This is a genomic window from Martinezella sp. CNPSo 3964 (genome assembly GCF_057784375.1).
This window is the reverse complement of the sequence record NZ_JBXSOW010000001.1, coordinates 1189773-1203895: the sequence shown is the minus strand read 5'-3', so window position 1 is coordinate 1203895 and position 14123 is coordinate 1189773. Positions and strand designations below refer to the sequence as shown.

12 protein-coding genes are annotated in these 14123 nt (G+C 61.9%); 11 read left to right on the top strand and 1 reads right to left on the bottom strand.

All coding sequences use genetic code 11. The annotated features are described in order from the left end of the window. Nucleotides 1–159: 159 nt before the first annotated feature. From AC13Q5_RS05895 to AC13Q5_RS05860, 8 genes are all read left to right on the top strand, one after another. Nucleotides 160–1008 (top strand): TIGR01459 family HAD-type hydrolase, encoded by an 849-nt coding sequence (locus AC13Q5_RS05895; protein WP_457880504.1) that lies wholly within the window; start codon nucleotides 160–162, stop codon nucleotides 1006–1008. A gap of 15 nt (nucleotides 1009–1023) precedes the next feature. Beyond that, the gene (locus AC13Q5_RS05890) at nucleotides 1024–2007 is read left to right on the top strand and encodes a bifunctional riboflavin kinase/FAD synthetase (RefSeq protein WP_075855644.1); all 984 of its coding nucleotides are present in this window, start codon (nucleotides 1024–1026) and stop codon (nucleotides 2005–2007) included. Between the two features lie 151 nt (nucleotides 2008–2158). Continuing rightward, nucleotides 2159–3535: a two-component system sensor histidine kinase MctS gene (gene mctS, locus AC13Q5_RS05885; RefSeq protein ID WP_488501077.1), complete on the top strand. Its 1377-nt coding sequence runs from the start codon at nucleotides 2159–2161 to the stop codon at nucleotides 3533–3535. Beyond that, nucleotides 3532–4173 (top strand): two-component system response regulator MctR, encoded by a 642-nt coding sequence (mctR, locus tag AC13Q5_RS05880; protein ID WP_457880502.1) that lies wholly within the window; start codon nucleotides 3532–3534, stop codon nucleotides 4171–4173. The genes mctS and mctR overlap by 4 nt, the downstream gene beginning before the upstream one ends. A 267-nt stretch (nucleotides 4174–4440) precedes the next feature. Then, nucleotides 4441–4638, top strand: a complete 198-nt coding sequence (locus tag AC13Q5_RS05875; RefSeq protein WP_047627888.1) for a DUF3311 domain-containing protein — start codon at nucleotides 4441–4443, stop codon at nucleotides 4636–4638. Beyond that, the gene (gene mctP, locus AC13Q5_RS05870; RefSeq protein ID WP_488501076.1) at nucleotides 4628–6103 is read left to right on the top strand and encodes a monocarboxylate uptake permease MctP; all 1476 of its coding nucleotides are present in this window, start codon (nucleotides 4628–4630) and stop codon (nucleotides 6101–6103) included. The genes AC13Q5_RS05875 and mctP overlap by 11 nt, the downstream gene beginning before the upstream one ends. Nucleotides 6104–6402: 299 nt before the next feature. Next, nucleotides 6403–9285: an isoleucine--tRNA ligase gene (gene ileS, locus AC13Q5_RS05865; RefSeq protein ID WP_488501174.1), complete on the top strand. Its 2883-nt coding sequence runs from the start codon at nucleotides 6403–6405 to the stop codon at nucleotides 9283–9285. Nucleotides 9286–9419: 134 nt separating this feature from the next. After that, nucleotides 9420–10046 carry a hypothetical protein gene (locus tag AC13Q5_RS05860; protein WP_075855639.1) on the top strand — a complete coding sequence of 209 codons (627 nt, stop codon included), beginning with the start codon at nucleotides 9420–9422 and terminating at the stop codon, nucleotides 10044–10046. 36 nt (nucleotides 10047–10082) lie between these two features. On the opposite strand, the gene AC13Q5_RS05855 is transcribed toward AC13Q5_RS05860, so the two are convergent. Next, nucleotides 10083–10541 carry a nucleoside deaminase gene (locus AC13Q5_RS05855; RefSeq protein WP_075855638.1) on the bottom strand — a complete coding sequence of 153 codons (459 nt, stop codon included), beginning with the start codon at nucleotides 10539–10541 and terminating at the stop codon, nucleotides 10083–10085. Nucleotides 10542–10613: 72 nt separating this feature from the next. On the opposite strand from AC13Q5_RS05855, the gene AC13Q5_RS05850 reads away from it, so the two are divergent. The 3 genes from AC13Q5_RS05850 to AC13Q5_RS05840 are packed head-to-tail and all read left to right on the top strand — an operon-like array spanning nucleotide 10614 to nucleotide 14087. Next, nucleotides 10614–12629 (top strand): pseudouridine synthase, encoded by a 2016-nt coding sequence (locus AC13Q5_RS05850; protein WP_488501075.1) that lies wholly within the window; start codon nucleotides 10614–10616, stop codon nucleotides 12627–12629. Nucleotides 12630–12635: 6 nt separating this feature from the next. Continuing rightward, nucleotides 12636–13202: a 16S rRNA (guanine(966)-N(2))-methyltransferase RsmD gene (rsmD, locus tag AC13Q5_RS05845; RefSeq protein WP_075855637.1), complete on the top strand. Its 567-nt coding sequence runs from the start codon at nucleotides 12636–12638 to the stop codon at nucleotides 13200–13202. Nucleotides 13203–13220: 18 nt separating this feature from the next. Continuing rightward, nucleotides 13221–14087 carry a patatin-like phospholipase family protein gene (locus tag AC13Q5_RS05840; protein ID WP_075855636.1) on the top strand — a complete coding sequence of 289 codons (867 nt, stop codon included), beginning with the start codon at nucleotides 13221–13223 and terminating at the stop codon, nucleotides 14085–14087. Nucleotides 14088–14123 lie beyond the last annotated feature (36 nt).

The following is a 14123-nucleotide window of genomic DNA, read 5'->3' as shown; positions in this document are numbered from 1 at the left end:
ATCAATCCCGCTTCCTTCGCCACCTCACTTTGCCGCCCGCAGACCCTGTCTATGCCTGCTACTCGGGGCTTGTGCGATGCAAAAACCTTGTGGGCCGCTCTTGTAATTTGCCGGCCGGTTTGCGATGTCAGCCCGTGATTTATTTGATGCGAGGACGGCATGGGCAAACGGATCGAGAGCTTTCGCGACATCGGCGGACTTTATGATGTTGCGCTCTGCGATGTCTGGGGCGTGCTCCATAACGGCGTCACGGCCTATAAGGAAGCCTCCATCGCGCTCGAAGCGGCCCGCGGCGAAGGCCTTGCGGTCGTCCTCATCACCAATTCTCCGCGCGTCGCTCCCAAAGTGGTCGAGCAGCTGCGGGCGATTGGTGTTCCCGACAGCGTCTACGACCGCATCATCACCTCGGGCGACGTCACCCGCAAGCTTATTGCCGAGGGGCCGAAGAAGGTGTTCCTGCTCGGGCCGGAACGCGATATCGGCATCCTCGAAGGCCTTGACGTTCAACGTGTCGACGCCGGCGAGGCCGAAAGCATCGTCTGCACTGGCTTCTTCGACGACGAGACTGAGACACCTGACGACTACACCGATATGCTGACGGCCTGGTCCGCCCGCAACGTGCCGCTCATCTGCGCCAATCCGGATCTCGTGGTCGAGCGCGGCCATCGCATGATCCCCTGCGCCGGCGCCATGGCTGCCTATTACGAGCGGCTCGGCGGCCAGACGCGCATCGCCGGCAAGCCGCACCAGCCGATCTATGATGCGGCGATTGCCGCGGCTCGCGAGGTCAAAAGCGAATTTCCGCTGTCGCGCGTGGTTGCGATCGGCGACGGCATGCCGACCGACGTGCGCGGGGCGCTCGATTACGGTCTCGATCTTCTTTATATCAGCCATGGCATCCACGCCCGCGAATATGTCGTCGAGGGACACACGGATGAGGCAGCACTCGGCGCCTTCCTGGCGCGCGAGCAGGCCTCGCCGAAGTGGTGGATGCCGCGCCTTGTCTGAGGAGAGTGGCAGACGATGACCGTTTTCCATCGCAACGAAACCCGCGAGCCGCTTCCCGACGCCTTGAAGGGCGGCGTGGTCGCCATCGGCAATTTCGACGGCGTGCATCGCGGCCATCAGTCCGTGCTGACGCGTGCGTTGGAGATCGCCAGGGAACGCGGTGTTCCGGCTCTGGTGCTGACCTTCGAGCCGCATCCGCGAACCGTCTTCAAGCCTGATCAGCCCGTCTTCCGCCTGACCCCGGCACCGTTGCGGGCGCGGCTGCTCGAGGCCTTCGGCTTCAACGCCGTCATCGAATATCCCTTTGATCGCACTTTCTCGCAGCGCTCGGCGGACGAGTTCGTTCATTCGATCCTGATCGACTGGCTGCATGCCTCCGAAGTCGTCACCGGCTTCGATTTCCATTTCGGCCATGATCGTCAGGGTGGTCCGGCCTTCCTGATGAATGCCGGCAGCCATAACGGCTTCGGCGTGACGCTGATCGATGCCTTCCGCGACGAAAACACCGAGGTCATCTCGTCGAGTCGTATCCGTACGCTGCTCGCCGAGGGCGATGTGGCGCAGGCCGCCGGACTGCTTGGCTATCGCTATACCGTTCAGGCGCCTGTCATCGGCGGTGAGAAGCTCGGCCGCACGCTCGGTTTCCCCACGGCAAACATGCAGCTTCCGTCTGAGATATCGCTGAGGGCAGGCATTTACGCTGTTCGCTTCCGAACGGCCGATGGCGTCATCCGCGATGGCGTTGCCAGCTACGGCCGGCGCCCGACGGTGACCGATAATGGCGCGCCGCTGCTCGAGACCTTCGTCTTCGATTTCAGTGGCGATCTCTACGGCCAGGTCTGTTCGGTGTCCTTCTTTGGCTATCTCCGCCCCGAACTGAAGTTCGACGGTCTGGACCCGCTGGTCGCGCAGATCCGCAAGGATGAGGACGAGGCGCGTGCGCTGCTCGCCGGCGTCCAGCCGCTCGGCGAGCTCGATCGCATCATCGCCTTCGACTGATATTTCCCAAGTGGCTGCCGTTCGAATACGGCACCTTGCCGTTTCGAGGGAACTCTCCGATTGCGGGTGTGTATCAACACCGCTGGCAAGCTGTTGAATTCGTGTCCGACAAGGGCCATTCTTCTGCGCCGGTTCTTGGGAGGAGTAATCGTTGACATTACGCAATCAGATTATTGCGCTCGCGCTCGCGCCTCTCGTTATCTCGATCCTGGCAATCACGGCCTTCATTACCTGGCAGTCGGCCAATCTTACCAAGAACAATATCGAGACCTTCGAACAGAACATGCTGAAGGCAAAGGAAACGGAAATCGTTAACCTGACAGACCTCGCTGTCTCGGCCATTCAGGCGACCTATCGGGACGCCGCGCCGGACGATCAGGCCGCGAAGGATAAGGTAGCCGAGATCCTGACCTCCCTTGACTATGGCCCGGACGGATACTTTTTTGTCTACGATTATGATGGGAACAACATCGTTCATCCGCGTGAGGGATTTCGCAACGGCCGGAATTGGCTCGATTTGACTGATCCGGACGGGGACAGGGTCATCGCGGAGCTCATCAAGACGGCAAAAGCCGGCGGGGGCCTGCACCAGTACAAATGGGAAAAGCCCTCTACCGGCCGCATGGCCGATAAGCTCTCATTCGTGGTCGGCCTTGATAAATGGCACTGGGTCGTCGGAACCGGTGTCTATCTGGACGATATTTTCACTCAGACTGCGGCCGCCAATGCCGCCATGCGGGCAAACATAAAAGGAACCTTCATCGTCGTCACGTTGATAGCTGTTCCCGCCGTTCTGGTCGTTTTCACGACCTGCATGCTGCTGACGTTCCGTGAGCGACGCATGGCCGATGGCCGGCTCAAGGAGCTGACGCAAAGAGTGATCGATACGCAGGAGGAGGAGCGCGCCCGTCTTGCCCGCGAATTGCACGACGGCGTATCGCAGAATCTCCTTGGCGTGCGCTACGTCATGGATCTCGCCAACCGCAAGGTACGAAACCAGGTCGACGATGCCGCCACGACGATCGAGAAGGGTATCGATACCCTTAACAGCGCGATCAAGGACATCAGACGACTTTCGCACGATCTCCGCCCCCGCGTGCTCGATGATCTCGGCTTGACGGCCGCACTCACCGCACTCGCGAACAATTTCGGTGAGCGGACCGGGATCGCAACCGAGATCGAGGCTTCGGGCTTCACTAGCCTGCTGAAGCCCGAAGCCAATACAGCGCTCTACCGTGTCGCCCAGGAAGCCTTGAACAACGTCGAACGTCATTCCGGTGCGACGCGTCTTACGATCAAACTTTGGAGCGATCGGGGGCGTGCGCGCTTGAGAATTTCGGACAATGGTATTGGTTTTGAGGGCGCCGGCGACGGCAAGGGCGGGCTCGGGCTCAGGAACATGCAGGAACGGATGGCGCATTTCCGTGGCCTGCTTCTCGTTCAAAGCACGGCCGATGGCACGACGCTTATTGCGATGCTGCCGAAATCGGCCAATGCCTTGCTAAGAGCAAAGGTGGATGCGGCATGAGCAGAGGCAGGATCAGCGTTCTGCTGATCGACAATCACCCCGTGGTGCTGGATGGACTGAAAGCCGTGCTGGAGACTTTCGACCACATAGAGGTAGTTGGGACGGCAAGCCTTGCGCAAAGCGGCCTGGAGGTCGGTCGGCGGACACTGCCACAAGTGACCTTGATGGACATCAACATGCCGAAGCTGAGCGGCATCGATGCGATAGAACTCTTTCGCCGGGAGCTTCCTGAGACGCGGATCGTGATGCTGTCCATGCACGACAGCCGCGAATACATCTCCTCGTCGATCATGCGCGGTGCCGTCGGATATATCCTCAAGGACGTTTCGACCGACGAAGTCGTCTGCGCTATCGAAACCGTAGCGGCCGGCGGAACTTATTTCTCGTCGGGCGTTCGCGACATCTTGGTGGCGGACGCGCTGCAAAAAGAGGCCGACCCTCTGACACCCCGTGAGCGTCACATTCTGGGCTTGATCGTTACAGGCAGGAGCAATCGTGAGATTGCCGAGGAACTTCAGATCACGCCTGCTACGGCGGAAACGCATCGCAAGAATTTGAAGAAGAAGCTAGGCATCGCAACGACGGCCGGCCTGATCCGTTACGCCCTCGACCACGGCATCGCAACCACGGCGTTGTAACGCCCGTCTACCCACTTCTGGGTAGGCTCGACGATTTCGCATCAGCTAATATCTTGTTCGGCCAGCAGACTCGCCGTAGGACTTTATCAGCGGCTGCTCGCAGGCGGGCCGTTGGGAGGAATTCATATTCGTTGGTCTGGCTCTGCATAGCCAAAGCTCATCGGCTTCGGCCCTTGGGCGCTCATTGCAATCGCGGATCGATGCACCCCTTCCACTCTGACAACTGCAACAAGGTGGCGCGCAGACACCGCGTGAGAGGTATCGGACATGGACAAACGCTTTGGGACGGCGGCCTGCTGGCTGCTCGTCATTCCCTACATAGGCTTGCTTTGGGTTCCATTCTACAACAGCCACGATCCTGTGCTGTTGGGTTTCCCCTTCTTCTATTGGTATCAGCTGGCCTGGGTGCCGATCACGGCAATCCTGACATGGATCGCCTACCGGAGCATGCGCCATGATGACTGATATCGATCCGACCGCGCTCTCCGTCTTCATCTTCTTCCTGGCGCTCGTGACTGTCATGGGCTTTGTCGCTGCACGCTGGCGCAGGCCGAAGACTCTTGCCCATATCGACGAATGGGGCCTCGGCGGCCGCACCTTCGGTACCTGGATCACCTGGTTCCTCGTCGGCGGCGACTTTTACACCGCTTATACTGTCATCGCCGTCCCGGCGCTGGTCTATACGGTCGGCGCCTATGGCTTCTTCGCGCTGCCCTATACGATCGTCGTCTATCCCTTTGTCTTCATGGTCATGCCGCTTCTCTGGAGGCGCGCCAAGGATCACGGCTATGTCACCGCGGGCGATATCGTCCACGGTCAATATGGCTCGCGGGCGTTGGAGCTGGCGGTCGCTCTGACAGGCGTCATCGCGACGATGCCCTACATCGCCCTGCAGCTCGTCGGCATGACGGCGGTATTCAAGGCGCTCGGGCTTCATGGCGAACTGCCGCTCGCAGTCGCCTTCATCATCCTGGCGCTCTACACCTATTCGGCCGGCCTTCGCGCCCCGGCGCTGATCGCCTTCGTCAAGGACATCATGATCTACATCGTGGTGATCGCGGCCATAGCGCTCATTCCGGCGAAACTCGGCGGCTATGCCAATGTCTTTGCGGCGGCCGATGCGGATTTCAAGGCCAAGGGGGCGGGTAGTCTTTTGCTCGGCGGCAACCAATACGTTGCTTATGCCACGCTGGCGCTCGGTTCGGCGCTCGCGGCCTTCATGTATCCGCATACGCTCACCGGCATCTTCGCGTCCAACAGTGGCAATACCATCCGCAAGAATGCGGTGCTGCTGCCGGCCTATACGCTGCTGCTCGGTCTGCTGGCACTGCTCGGCTATATGGGCCACGCGGCAAATCTGAAGCTGGACAGCGCCAATGACGTGGTGCCGGCTCTGTTCCAGACCCTGTTCTCGAGCTGGTTTGCGGGCTTCGCCTTCGCGGCCATCGCCATCGGCGCGCTCGTTCCTGCGGCCGTGATGAGCATCGGCGCTGCCAACCTCTTCACCCGTAACTTCTGGAAAGCCTATGTCGATCCGCAGGTTTCCGATGCCGGCGAGGCGAAGGTTGCCAAGATGACCTCGCTCGTCGTCAAGGTCGGCGCGCTGCTGGTCATCATTTTCCTGCCGACGCAGTTCGCGCTCGATCTCCAGCTTTTGGGCGGCATCTGGATATTGCAGACGCTGCCGGCCCTGGTCTTCGGCCTCTACACCAAGTGGTTCCGTGCCCCGGCTCTGCTGGCCGGTTGGGCCGTCGGCTTCTTTGGCGGCATCTATCTCGTCTGGGATGCCGGCTGGAAGCCGCTGCATGCGGTCGCGCTCGGAGACGTAAGCTTCACGGTCTACACCGGGCTGCTGGCGCTTGCCGCAAACATCGTCGTGTCGGTGATCCTCAACGCCGTCATGCCGGCGCGGGCGACGGCACGCGCCTGATCGAGGCAATATCCCATCGGCCGCGGGCGGAAACGTCCGCGGCTTTTCTGTGCGCCGGCGGGCCTGTTTCCTCTTCCTTTTCTTGGAAAAAGCGCCTATGAACCGGCGACTATGACCCAATTTCGGCTGAGCCTATCGATACGAATTATTGGCCCGGCCTTCCGCGCGCTGTAAGCTGCCGGAAGGTCCGGGTTTTTGGCGTTTCGCTCAAGAGACGCTTTCCGCCGCCGAAAAATCCCAATATGGCTGCGCCAGTTGAGGCGCAAGACGCCCGAGACACCGAGGCAATTGTCACGACTATGACCGATACCGCTGAAAAGATGGATTACTCCAAGACCCTTTACCTGCCGGAAACCGACTTTCCGATGCGCGCCGGCCTGCCGCAAAAGGAGCCGGAACTGGTGAAGCGCTGGGAGGAAATGAACCTCTACAGACAACTGCGCTCTTCCGCTGCGGGCCGCGAAAAATTCGTTTTGCACGACGGCCCTCCCTATGCCAACGGCCACATCCACATCGGCCATGCGCTGAACAAGATCCTCAAGGACGTCATCACCCGCTCGTTCCAGATGCGCGGCTATGATAGCAACTACGTTCCGGGCTGGGACTGCCACGGCCTGCCGATCGAATGGAAGATCGAGGAAAAGTACCGCGAGAAAGGCAAGAACAAGGACGAGGTTCCGGTGAACGAGTTTCGCCAGGAATGCCGGGACTTTGCCGCCGGCTGGATCAAAATCCAGTCCGAGGAGTTCAAGCGCTTGGGCATCACCGGCGATTTCGACAATCCCTATCTCACCATGAACTTCCATGCGGAATCCCGCATCGCCGGCGAGCTTCTGAAGATCGCCCGCACGGGTCAGCTTTATCGCGGCTCCAAGCCGGTCATGTGGTCGGTGGTTGAGCGTACCGCTCTGGCGGAAGCCGAAGTCGAGTATGCCGATGTCGAGAGCGACATGATCTGGGTGAAGTTCCCGGTGGCTGAGGGTGCTGCGCATCTTGCCGGCGCCTTCGTCGTCATCTGGACAACCACGCCCTGGACGATCCCCGGCAACCGCGCGATCGCCTATTCCTCGCGTGTCTCCTACGGGCTTTACGAAGTCACGGAAGCTGCCAATGATTTCGGTCCGCGCCCCGGCGAGAAGCTGATCTTCGCTGACAAGCTCGCCGAAGAATCCTTCGCCAAGGCCAAGCTGCAGTACAAGCGTCTCGGCGATGTGACCGCTACCGATCTGGCCGCGCTCACCTGCGCGCACCCGCTGGCTTCGCTCGGTTACGGCTTCAAGGTGCCGCTGCTCGATGGCGATCACGTCACCGATGATGCCGGTACGGGCTTCGTGCACACCGCGCCCAGCCACGGCCGCGAGGACTTTGACGCCTGGATGTCGCATTCCCGCGCCATCGAAGCGCGCGGTATCTCGTCCACCATTCCGTTCCCGGTCGATGACGGTGGCTTCTACACCGCCGATGCCCCTGGTTTCGAGGGCGGTCGCGTCATGGACGACAACGGCAAGAAGGGCAATGCCAACGATCTCGTCATCAAGGCGCTGATCGAGACGAACACGCTCTTCGCACGCGGCAGGCTGAAGCATTCCTATCCGCATTCCTGGCGGTCGAAGAAACCGGTCATCTTCCGCAACACGCCGCAGTGGTTCGTCTACATGGACAAGGACCTTGCTGATGGTTCGACGCTGCGCTCGCGCGCCCTGAAGGCTATCGACGATACCCGTTTCGTGCCCGCTGCCGGCCAGAACCGTCTGCGCGCCATGATCGAGCAGCGTCCGGATTGGGTCCTCTCGCGCCAGCGCGCCTGGGGCGTGCCGATCGCGATCTTCGTCGACGAACAGGGCAACATCCTGCAGGACGACCGCGTGAACGACCGCATCCTCGAGGCTTTCGAGCAGGAAGGCGCCGATGCCTGGTTTGCGGAAGGCGCGCGCGCGCGCTTCCTCGGTGAGAAGGCCAACGAGCCCTGGACGCAGGTCATGGACATCCTAGACGTGTGGTTCGATTCCGGTTCGACCCACACCTTCACGCTAGAAGATCGCCCGGATCTCAAGTGGCCGGCAGACCTCTATCTCGAAGGCTCCGATCAGCATCGCGGCTGGTTCCATTCGTCGCTGCTCGAAAGTGCCGCGACGCGTGGCCGCGCGCCATACGATACCGTTCTCACCCATGGCTTCACCATGGATGAGAAGGGCGAAAAGATGTCGAAGTCCAAGGGCAACGTCACCTCGCCGCAAGAGGTGATGAAGGATGCAGGCGCCGACATTCTCCGTCTCTGGGTCATGACGTCAGACTATTCGGAAGATCTGCGCGTCGGCAAGGCCATCATCCAGACCAATGTCGATGCCTATCGCAAGCTGCGCAATACCATCCGCTGGATGCTCGGCACGCTCGCGCACGACAAGGGCGAAGTTATCGCCTACGCCGACATGCCGGAGCTGGAGCAGCTGATGCTGCACCGTCTCGCCGAGCTCGATGAGCTCGTGCGCGAAAGCTACGACGCCTTCGATTTCAAGCGCATTGCCCGCGCGCTGATCGATTTCGCCAATGTCGAGCTTTCGGCCTTCTACTTCGATGTCCGCAAGGATGCGCTCTACTGCGATGCTCCGTCGAGCCTGCGCCGCCGGGCCTCGCTCGCCGTCATCCGCACGATCTTCGACTGCATGGTGACGTGGCTGGCGCCGATGCTGCCCTTCACCACGGAAGAGGCGTGGCTGTCGCGCAATCCGTCGGCGGTCTCGGTTCATCTCGAGCAGTTCGTCACCATTCCGGCGGAATGGAAGAACGAGGCGCTGGCCGAGAAGTGGAAGAAGATCCGCGCCGTGCGCAGCGTCGTCACAGGCGCGCTCGAAATCGAGCGCAAGGACAAGCGCATTGGCTCTTCGCTGGAAGCCGCCCCGGTCGTCTACGTCGCCGATCCGGAGTTGCTGAAGGTGCTCGAAGGTCAGGACTTCTCGGAAATCTGCATCACGTCTGATATCACCATCCAGGGTGAACAGGGGCCTGCGGATGCCTTCCGCCTGGATGGCGATGCCAAGGTCGGTGTCGTTCCGAAGCTCGCCGAAGGCCGCAAATGCGCCCGTTCCTGGCGCATCACCACGGATGTCGGTTCCGATCCGGAATACCCGGATGTCTCGGCTCGCGATGCCGCGGCGCTGCGCGAACTTGCCGCTGTCAACTGAAGAAAATTGCCGGGTGAATTGCCTTTGCGGCGTTCATCCGGTAAAAGCTGCCTGAAAATGGCCCGATTTTTACGGCAGTTGCCGTCTAATGGGGTCCTGTTACGTTTATTCCGGCATGGCTGGGAAGGGTTTTCATGAGAGCGATGCATAAGGTTCGTGTCGGCGTCAGCTTGGCGGCACTTGTGGTTGGCTGCGGCGCGATGTCCGGTTGCCTGAGCAGCCCGACTTACGGCACCGACAAGACGGCCGGCGTGCAGCTCCTGGACGACCTTGGCGATATCGCCTCCGTTTCGGCCGCGACGCCGAAGGACAAGGGTGTAAAGTACCCGAACCGCCCCGGCCTGGTTGTTGGTGGCGACAAGGACACTCTGACCGCGCCGCAGCAGTCGCTGGCAAGCAAGGACAATCCGGCCTGGCTGGAATCGCCGGAAGACGCCCGCAAGCGCCTCGCCACGGAAGCCGACGAGAAGAAGAACGACGTCAACTATCGCTCGCCGCTGGCTCAGGCCGACAGCAGCAAGAATCACATGAGCGAAGCCCAGCAGACGGCCGCCTATCGTGCAGCGCGCCAGGATCAGGCCGGCACGTATGACCAGCGCCGCTATCTGATCGATCCGCCGCAGGGATATCGTCAGGTTGCCGACCAGGCTGCCCTCAACGACCTCGGCGAGCCCGAGTCGAAGAAGGAAAAGAAGCGCAAGAAGGATGCCGAGGCTGCGCAGCAGACCAGCAACAGCAGCTGGTGGAAGCCCTTCCAGTAAGAAGTTTTCAAAGCGGCGGCTCTAAACCGCCGCTTTTCAGTCTTCGGAACGTTTCGCTTGAAAGAAACCTCTGAGGATCTCGGCGGAGACTGTTTCGCCGAGGCCGGAATAGACTTCCGGCGCATGATGGCAGGTCGGCTGGCGATAGAAGCGCACGCCATTGTCGATACCGCCGCCCTTCGGATCTTCGGCGCCATAGTAGAGGCGACGGATGCGCGCGAACGAAATGGCCGCGGCGCACATGGTACAGGGTTCCAGCGTAACGTAGAGATCGGCGCCTGTCAGACGCTCCTGGCCCAGCTCCTCGCAGGCCAGGCGGATGGCGACGATTTCGGCGTGTGCGGTGATGTCGTTGAGTTCGCGGGTGCGGTTGCCAGCTGTGGCGATGACCTTGCCGTCGAGCACGACAACGGCGCCGATCGGCACTTCGCCGCGCTCTCCAGCATGGCGCGCTTCGGCCAAAGCAAGCTCCATGAATTGATTTGTAGCCGCCATTCAAGTTTTTCCACTTAACCGCAAGGGCGTGACCTGATAGGAACACGCGTTAAAAATTCAGGCAAACAACAAATGACGATGAATGACAAGCCCAAGCGGCCTGGGTCTAAACCCTTTGCTGGCGACAAGAAGACGGTAAAACGCGATGGCGCGAAGCCTGCAAAGGCCGCAGCCGTTAAAGCTGCGGATGAGAGCACGGTCGACGATGGAAAGGCCGAGCGCATTTCCAAGGTGATGGCGCGCGCCGGCGTGGCTTCGCGCCGCGATATCGAGCGCATGATCCTGGATGGTCGCGTCAAGCTGAACGGCGTGTTGCTCGATACGCCCGTAGTCAACGTGACCCTTACCGACAAGATCGAAGTCGACGGCGTGCCGATCCGCGGCATCGAACGCACGCGTCTGTGGCTCTATCACAAGCCGGCCGGCCTCGTGACCACCAATGCCGATCCGGAAGGGCGGCCGACCGTTTTCGACAATCTGCCGGACGAGCTGCCGCGCGTCATGTCGATCGGCCGCCTCGACATCAATACCGAAGGCTTGTTGCTGCTGACCAATGACGGTGGCCTTGCCCGCGTTCTGGAACTGCCGACAACCGGTTGGCTGCGCCGCTATCGCGTCCGCGCTCATGGCGAGATCGATCAGGAGGCTCTCGACAAGCTGAAGGAAGGCATCGCCGTCGACGGCGTGCTTTATGGCTCGATCGACGCGACGCTCGACCGCACGCAAGGGTCCAACGTCTGGATCACCATGGGCCTGCGCGAAGGCAAGAACCGAGAAATCAAGAACGTGCTCGGCGCGCTCGGCCTCGAGGTCAACCGCCTGATCCGCATTTCCTATGGCCCGTTCCAGCTCGGTGAGCTGCCGGAAGGCCATGTGCTCGAGGTGCGCGGCCGCACGCTGCGTGACCAGCTCGGCCCGCGTCTGGTCGAAGACGCCAAGGCGAATTTCGATGCGCCGCTCTATAACGCTCCGGCCGTTGCCGAGCCCGAAGAGGCGGACGCCAAGCCGGCTCGGACGGCCAAGGAAGAGCGCCCGCGTCGGGAGCGCCCCGAAGACAAGCGCGAACGGGCCTTGAGCCGCCTCGATACGAAGCGCGATGCCAAGCGCGACGATCGCCGTGAAGGCGGCCGCGATGGTGGTCTCAAGGACGACGATAAGGCGAAGCGCCAGCCGCTCGGCCCGCGTCGCAGCGCCAATGTCTGGATGGCGCCTGGTGCCCGTCCGCTCGGCGAAAAGGCGGCCGCAAAGGCTGCGAAAAATGCAAAGACCGCCTCCCGGCGTGGCGAGCCTGAACGCCCGCAGCGTGGCGGCTTCGACCGTCCGGATGAAGGCCCGCGCGTTCGTATCAATCGCGTCGACGAGGGCGATGGCGAATGGATTCGTTCGAGCGAGGAAGCTCCGCGCCGGTCGCGTGGCGATGACGAGGGCTTTGACCGCAAGCGTTCCGACCGTCCCCGTGGCGACCGCTCATTCGGCGATCGTCCTCCGCGTGGCGACCGTCCTTTTGGTGACAAGCCTCGCGGAGATAGACCATTCAGCGATCGCCCCCGCGGCGAACGCGGCTCGCGGCCGGAGGGCGGCGACCGTCCCCGCGCGAAGTCTTTCCAGGGTGAGACACGCTCGGAGCGTCCCCGTGGCGAACGCCCCTATGGTGATCGTCCGGCGCGCGGTGATAGGCCTTTCGGCGACAAGCCTCGCGGCGATCGTCCCTATGGCGACAAATCCCGTGGCGACAGGCCATTCAGCGATCGTCCCCGTGACGACCGCCGGCCCCGCGCCGAGGGTGAGGAGCGTCCGCGCGGCAGGTCTTTCGGCGGCGAACAGCGGTCCGACCGTCCCCGCGGCGATCGTCCGTTTGGAGACCGTCCGCAGGGCGAGCGGTCCTTCGGTGATCGCCCGGCCGGCAAGCCCTTTGGCAAGAAGCCGGGCGGCGGTAAATCCTTCGGCGGCAAGCCGGGTGGAAAGCCCGGTGGTTCGCGCGGCTTCGGCGGCAAACCGGGTGGCGCTGGTCGTCCCTCGGGCGGACCACGCGGCGGCTCCGGTCGGGGTGGCCCCGGCAGAGGCGGCCCCAAGGGCGGCAGGGGCTGACGCGCGGTGAGGATCGTCGGCGGTGAGTTTCGCGGTCGCTCGCTTGCAACGCCGAAGTCGAACGACATTCGTCCGACGGCGGATCGCACGCGCGAAAGCCTGTTCAATATTCTGAGCCATGCCTATCCGGAAGCCATGGACGGCACCCGGATGATGGATGTGTTTGCCGGCACCGGCGCAGTCGGGCTGGAGGCAGCCTCGCGCGGCTGCCGTCACGTGCTCTTCGTCGAAAGCAGCGTCGAGGGCAGAGGGCTTCTCTGGGAAAACATCGATGCGCTCGGCCTGCATGGCCGCACGCGCATGCTGCGGCGTGACGCGACGGATCTCGGCAGCGTTGGCAATCTCGAGCCTTTCGATTTTCTCTTCGCCGATCCACCCTATGGCAAGGGGCTCGGCGAGAAGGCTTTTGCGGCCGCCGCCGCCGGTGGCTGGCTGGTGCCGGGCGCTTTGGCGATCCTCGAGGAGCGTGCCGACGTGATCGTTGCCGCGCCGCCCGATTTTCTGTTTCTGGAGGAGCGGACCTTCGGCGACAGCAAGATGCATTTCTTCCGTTACCAGCCGCTGGTGACCTGACGGGGGAAGGAGAAGGACATGGGCGATTATGCTGATTTCGTCGGCAGCGACTATACGCTCGCCGCTTCCGGCACGCCGAGCGTCGCAGTTGCCTTCGGCTGTGGCGGTGCGCGCGGTCTCGCCCATATTCATATCATAGAGGCGCTGGACGAGCTCGGCATCCGCCCGGTTGCGATCGCCGGTGCCTCTATCGGCTCCATCATGGGTGCGGCCATGGCGGTTGGCATGAGCGGTGCCGAAATCCGTGACCATACGCTTGCAACGGTCGGCAATCGCCCTGCGGTGCTCAACAAGATCTGGAGCCTGCGGCCGGTCAGCATGCGCAGCATCCGCTTCGGCCAGTTCAATCTCGAACGCATTCTCCGGACGTTTTTGCCGGCGGCCTTCCCCGAAAATTTTTCGGAATTGCATATACCGCTCAAGGTGGTGGCGACCGATTACTATCAGCAGGCCGAAGTGGTGATCGAGAAGGGCGAGCTCTTTCCGGTGCTTGCCGCCTCTGCTGCCATTCCCGCCGTCTTCATGCCGGTCAGGCTCGGAGATCGCGTGATGATCGACGGCGGCATCATGAACCCGGTTCCCTACGAGCATTTGGCCGGGCTTGCCGATATCATCATCGGTATCGACGTCGTCGGTGGCCCGGAGGGCGGCGGCAGGCATATTCCGAACCGCATCGAGAGCCTGTTCGGTGCCGGCCAGCTCACCATGCAGTCCAATATTGCCTTGAAGCTGCGCCTGCAGGCGCCGCAAATCTTCCTGCGTCCCGCCGTCGGCCGCACCGGCGTCCTCGATTTCCTGAAGGCGCGCGACATTCTCGCCATGTCGGCCGGCGTCAAGGATGAACTGAAATTCGCCCTTGATCGGGTTATCACGGCGAAGAACTAGTATTCAGCAAAAGCCGCTGGGCGAGTCTTGTGCCAA